Source organism: Nonomuraea sp. NPDC003201 (assembly GCF_053590415.1).
Genome location: NZ_JBSFTC010000514.1, coordinates 1 through 5,264, shown reverse-complemented (window position 1 = coordinate 5,264; position 5,264 = coordinate 1). Strand labels below are relative to the sequence as shown.

The following is a 5,264-nucleotide window of genomic DNA, read 5'->3' as shown; positions in this document are numbered from 1 at the left end:
CGTGCCGACTCGCCCCGGGCCACCGCCAGGACGGCGGCGTCCACCGGGTCCAGGTCGGCCGTCGCGCCCCGCGCGGCCAGCAGCTCGTACGCGGCCAGGTGGCCGCAGCGGGCGGCCAGCGCGAGGGGGCGGCGGCCGACGTCCCAGCGGTCCCACGGCAGGTTCACGTCGGCCCCGGCGTCGAGGAGCATCGTCAGGATGGTGACGCCCCGGCCACGGGCGATGGCGTGGTGCAGGGCGCGGCAGGCGTTGACATCGGCGCCGCGGTCGAGGAACCAGCGCAGCCCCGCCGCGTCCTCGAAGTCCAGCTTGTGCGCCACCATGCGCTCGAAGCCGGGCCGGTGGAGGAGGTCGAGGAAGGTCGGGTCCGACTGCTCGCACGCGTGGTAGAAGGCGTCCTCGTCCGCGGGCGCGCCGCGCTCGACGAGGAGCCGGGCCAGGGCCAGGTCGCCCCGCTCCACGGCGTCGAACAGCGCCGTCCGCCTGCCCTCGCCGCCCCACTCCACGGTGTGGCTGCCGGGGTCGGCGCCGGCGTCCAGCAGGAGCCGGGCGCACTCGCGTACCCGCTCGGCGGGGGCGACGGCCCGCCGCAGCAGCACCAGCAGCGGCGGGAGGCCGCCGACCGGCTCACCGGCCGGGAGGAAGGCCGCCAGCGCGGCCGGATCGGCCAGGACGAGCGCCCGCTCGATGCCCTCCAGGGCGGCGACGCGTACGTGCTCGACCAGCTTCGGCCAGCTCGGGAAGCCGTACTCGCGGGCCAGCTCGAACTGCGCCCGGCTCAGCGGGACGCCCCGGGCACGCTTGCGGTGTTTGGCCTGCTTGCGCAGATGCTCCAGCGAAGGGCGCTGGGGAAGATCGGACACGGCGAACCTCCGGCTGCCCGGGTCCGCGAGCTCGGGCCGGGGTCCGTCGGCCGCATGGGAGTGTGCCGCCAGTGGGATGATCCCTTCCCCGCGGACTGGACGCGCCCGGCAACGCCCTCCCATCCTAGCGGGGGGCCGCGCCGAGACGCGGCCCCCCCGGGCGTCAGAGCGTGATCGGCACCCGCGCACCCGTGCGGGCCGACTCCAGGGCCGCGGTGACCATGGCCAGGCTGCGGATGTTGTCGTGGCACTCGCCCTGCGGCGCCTGCCCCGTACGCAGCCCCGTCACGAACTCCTCCAGCCCCTCGGCCAGCCCCTGGAAACGCCGCCGGCCGGGGAAGGCGTCGGCCTCCGGCGGGTGCGGCCGCACCACGTGCCCCTCGGCCGCCTCGGCCGTCGGATCACCCTTGCCGTCCCAGCGCGCCGTCCCGCGGGGACCGGCAGCCCGCCAGCTGCCCGTCCAGGACGTCGCCTGGCCCGGCGCCGACCAGCTCCCGGCGAACGTGTAGCGCAGCCCGCCGGTCATCTCGAAGATCGCGGTCGCCGAGCACGCCCCCGGATACCACGTCCACGACGGCCGGAACGACTCGCAGTAGACGGCCACGGGATCCGTCCCCGACACCGCCCGCGCCGCGTCGAACAGGTGGATCGCCATGTCCTGTAACAGCGGGTGCTCCAGCGTCCCCAGGTACTCCGGCCCACGGTAGGGCATGAAGAACTCCGAGGTCAGCACCCCCAGCGGCCCCAGGTCGGCCACCGTGCGCCGGAAGGACACCAGGGTCTGCATGAACCGGCGGTTCTGGTTGACCGCGAACAGCCGCCCCGCCTCGTCGGCCGCCCGGACCATGGAGCGGGCCTCGTCCAGGGTGACCGCCATGGGCTTCTCGCTCAGCACCGACACCCCGCGCCGCAGCGCCGTGACCGTCACGTCGTGGTGGGCCTGGGGGACGGTGCAGTTGACGATGAAGTCGGGCTCCTCGCCGTCGAGCACGGCGGCCAGCGAGGCGCTGACGGGCAGGTCGTCGAGTCCGAGCTCGGCGGCGGCGGCCCGGGCGCGCTCCTCCACCACGTCCACCCAGCCCACCAGCTCGGTGCCGGGGTGGGCGAGCAGCTCGGGCGCCCACTGGCCGCCGATGTAGCCCGCGCCGACCACCACGCCGCGCAGCGGCCGGTCCTCCTTGACGATCTCGAAGGTCACTGGGCCTTCTACCACCGGACCTCCTACCACTGGATGGGGGTGTGGGCGTTCTGGAGCGGCTCGCCCACGCCGTCCGCCGGCGCGGCCCACAGGACGGCGTTGGCGAGCACCCGCCGCACGCCGGGGTGGTGGTAGACGGGGTATTCCTGGTCGCCGGGGCTGAAGTAGAAGATCTTGCCCAGGCCCCTGCGGAAGCAGCAGCCGCTGCGGAACACCTCGCCGCCGCTGAAGTTGCTGATGAACACCAGCTCGTCGGGCTCCGGGATGCCGAACGGCTCGCCGTACGTCTCCTGCTGCTCGATGACCAGCGGACGGGGCACGCCCTGCGCGATCGGGTGGCCGGGCGCGACCGTCCAGACCAGCTCGCGCTCGCCGGCGTCGCGCCAGTTGATCGTGCAGGTGGAGCCCATCAGCGCACGGAAGATCTTGGAGTAGTGGGCCGAGTGCAGCACCAGCAGGCCCATGCCGCCCAGCACGCGCCGCCGCACGCGTTCCACGACCTTGTCGTCGACCTCCTCGTGCGCCATGTGGCCCCACCAGGTCAGCACGTCGGTGCCGGCCAGGACCGCGTCGGTCAGGCCGTGCTCGGGCTCGTCGAGCACGGCGGTACGCGTGCTCACGCGCTCGCCCAGCAGCTCGGTCAGCCCCTCCGCGATGGCGCCGTGCATGCCGTCGGGGTAGATGCGGCGTACCGCCTCCTCGCGCGGCTCGTGATAGTTCTCGCTCCAGACAGTGACGTTGACCGCCATGCGTTTCCTTCCTGGCCGTACGGGCGCAAGATCAGCGTACGTCGCCGCCTGCCGTCTCCGACAGCACCCGCACGTCCCACGGACCCAGCGGCAACTCGGCGCCGGCCTCGTGGGCGGAGCCGTCGAGCACATCCCGTACCGGGACCGGTACCCGCACCGACGCGGGCTCCCACGCCCAGTTGTGCAGGAAACGAACCCGCCGCCCGTCGCGCGCGGTGGCGCCGGTCGAGGTGACGCCGGGCGGCAGCTCCGACCAGGGGCCGGGCGACGGCACCAGCCGGCGGAACAGGGCCTCGGCCAGGGCCGCGTTGGGCACGGTGCCGACATAGGTGATCCGCCCCCGCCCGTGCGCGCGGGTGGTGATCGCCGCGAACCGCCCGAAGTGCGGGTGTTCGTAGCCGGCCAGCACCTCCGCCCCGTCCGCCTGCAGGCCGTCCGCCCACCGGGTGCCCGCCGCGGCCTCCGGGAACGCCGCACCCCTGACCGGCACGTCCTCGGACAGGTTGCTGAACTCGTCGTACCAGGCGCCCGCGGCGTCGGCCAGCCTGCCCGGCTGGACGTCCCTGCGGGCCCGCGCCTCGGCGTCGGCGTAGCCGGTGCGCGGGCCGACCACCAGGTGCCCGCCCGCCGCCGCGTACGCCGTCAGCCAGTCCAGCGTGGCGTCGTCGGCCACGTACAGCCCGGCGGCCACCAGCACCGGATGCCGGGCGGCCAGCGCGGCCGGCTCCTCGGCGACGGCCTGGGCGGTGTGCACCACCCGCACCTGGCAGCCGGCGTCGAACGCGCCACGGTAGAACGGCTCGAAGATGCCCTGGTAGGAGCGCTCGTCCGGCCCGCCGTCCGGCCGCCCGAGCGCGGGCTGGGCGCTCAGCGCCCACTTGCTCGGCGTGGAGTAGAGCATCGCGACGTCCGCGTCCGGGACCAGCCCCTCGACCAGCTCTCCCGCCGTCTCCAGCTCGGCCCCGATCCGGGCGATCTCCCGGTACGTGCGCCCCGGCCGCCCGCTGTGCGGCAGCACGCCACCCCAGTACGTCTCCGTGCCGAACACCAGCGTCCGCCACTGCCAGTACTCGATCATGGAGGCGCCGCGGGAGACGAGCGCCCACGCGGCCTGCCGCCACTGGCCGTCGTAGGCGGGCTGGTTCACCCAGGGAGCCCCGATGGCCTGCGCGTTCGTCTCGGTCACCAGGAACGGCTCCTGGCGGGAGGAGAACATCCGGTCCGCGCTGAGGTAGAGCGCCCAGGCGCTCCTGGTCATCCAGCTCTGCGGCGCGTCCTGCGTCGCGGGCAGCGCGAGGCCGTCCTGCATCGTGTAGTACGGGTTGCCCGCGGTGACGTCGAGCCGCCGGGTCAGCTCGTCGTCGGCCACCCCGGGCCGGTCGTAGGCGATGCACGTGGTGACGAACTGCTCGGGACGGGCGTACTCGCGAACGATGTCCGCCTGCCGGCCGATGAACTCGGTCACCTGGTCGGCCTGGAAGCGCCGCCACGCCTGCGTGTACTGCGGCTGGGCGTTGCCGTCCGGCCGCCACAGGTCGGCCCAGTCCGACAGCCGGTGCGACCAGTAGACCAGGCCCCACTCCCGGTTCAGCGTCTCCACGTCGCCGTAGCGCTCGCGCAGCCAGTCGACGAACCGCTGGAACACGCCGTGGTTGTGCAGCAGGTGCAGGCCCGGCTCGTTGTCGACCTGGAAGCCGATGACCGACGGGTGGCCGGCGTACCGCTCGACGACCTTGCGGGTGATCCGCTCGGCGTGGAAGCGGAACGCCGGGTGCGTGAAGTCCATCTCCTGCCGGGCGCCCCACCCGATGCGCTGCCCGGTGGCCCGCTCCCCGGCGATCTCCGGGTAGAGCCGGGCCAGCCACGGCGGCACCGCGTACGTCGGCGTGCCCAGGATGACCCCGATGCCGCGCTCGTGCGCGCCGTCCAGCGCCGGTTGCAGCCAGTCGAGGTCGAAGCGGCCGTTCTCGGGCTCCCAGGTCGACCAGACCGACTCGCCGACCCTGATCACCGAGAAACGCGCGTCGGCCATCAGGTCCAGGTCGGTCTTCAGCAGGTCGGCGGGGTGGTATTCGGGGTAGTAGGCGGCGCCGAAGAGTACTCGCGGCACAGGGGTTCCCTTCCTCACTTTGCGGGCGGTGCGGTCGATCGGCGCACCACGAGGTGCGCGGGCAGGTCGGCGGGCTCGCCGGGCTCGCCGGGGGATCGCTCGATCTCGGCGGCGAGCAGCGCGAGGCCGTGGCGCGCGATCGCCTCGAAGTCCTGGCGGACGGTGGTCAGCGGTGGCGACAGGTACGCCGCCGCCGGGATGTCGTCCATGCCGACCACGCTCACGTCGTCCGGCACCGCGCGACCGGCCTCGGCCAGGGCGCGCAGCACGCCGATCGCCATGTCGTCGTTGGCCGCGAACACCGCCGTGACCCGCGGGTCCGCCGCCAGTGCCCGGCCCGCCTC

General features: G+C 74.1%; 5 protein-coding genes. All 5 read right to left on the bottom strand.

Annotation, left to right across the window (positions count from 1 at the left end; translation table 11 throughout):
- Positions 1-863, bottom strand: an 863-nt coding sequence (locus ACWDX9_RS59435; RefSeq protein ID WP_449972523.1) for an ankyrin repeat domain-containing protein, incomplete at its 3' end; no start/stop codon positions are given.
- Positions 864-1,026: 163 nt separating this feature from the next.
- A complete protein-coding gene (locus ACWDX9_RS59430) occupies positions 1,027-2,061 on the bottom strand; it encodes a Gfo/Idh/MocA family protein (RefSeq protein WP_449972520.1) in 1,035 nt (344 codons plus the stop codon).
- Between the two features lie 23 nt (positions 2,062-2,084).
- A complete protein-coding gene (locus ACWDX9_RS59425; RefSeq protein ID WP_350736561.1) occupies positions 2,085-2,810 on the bottom strand; it encodes a ThuA domain-containing protein in 726 nt (241 codons plus the stop codon).
- 31 nt (positions 2,811-2,841) lie between these two features.
- The gene (locus ACWDX9_RS59420; RefSeq protein ID WP_449972517.1) at positions 2,842-4,920 is read right to left on the bottom strand and encodes a beta-galactosidase; all 2,079 of its coding nucleotides are present in this window, start codon (positions 4,918-4,920) and stop codon (positions 2,842-2,844) included.
- 14 nt (positions 4,921-4,934) lie between these two features.
- On the bottom strand, positions 4,935-5,264 hold a 330-nt coding region (locus tag ACWDX9_RS59415), incomplete at its 5' end, for a substrate-binding domain-containing protein (protein WP_449972515.1).

Excerpts from the sequence above, each read along its gene's own strand:
- ACWDX9_RS59425 (WP_350736561.1), bottom strand. The coding sequence starts at position 2,810 with ATGGCGGTCAACGTCACTGTCTGGAGCGAGAACTATCACGAGCCGCGC.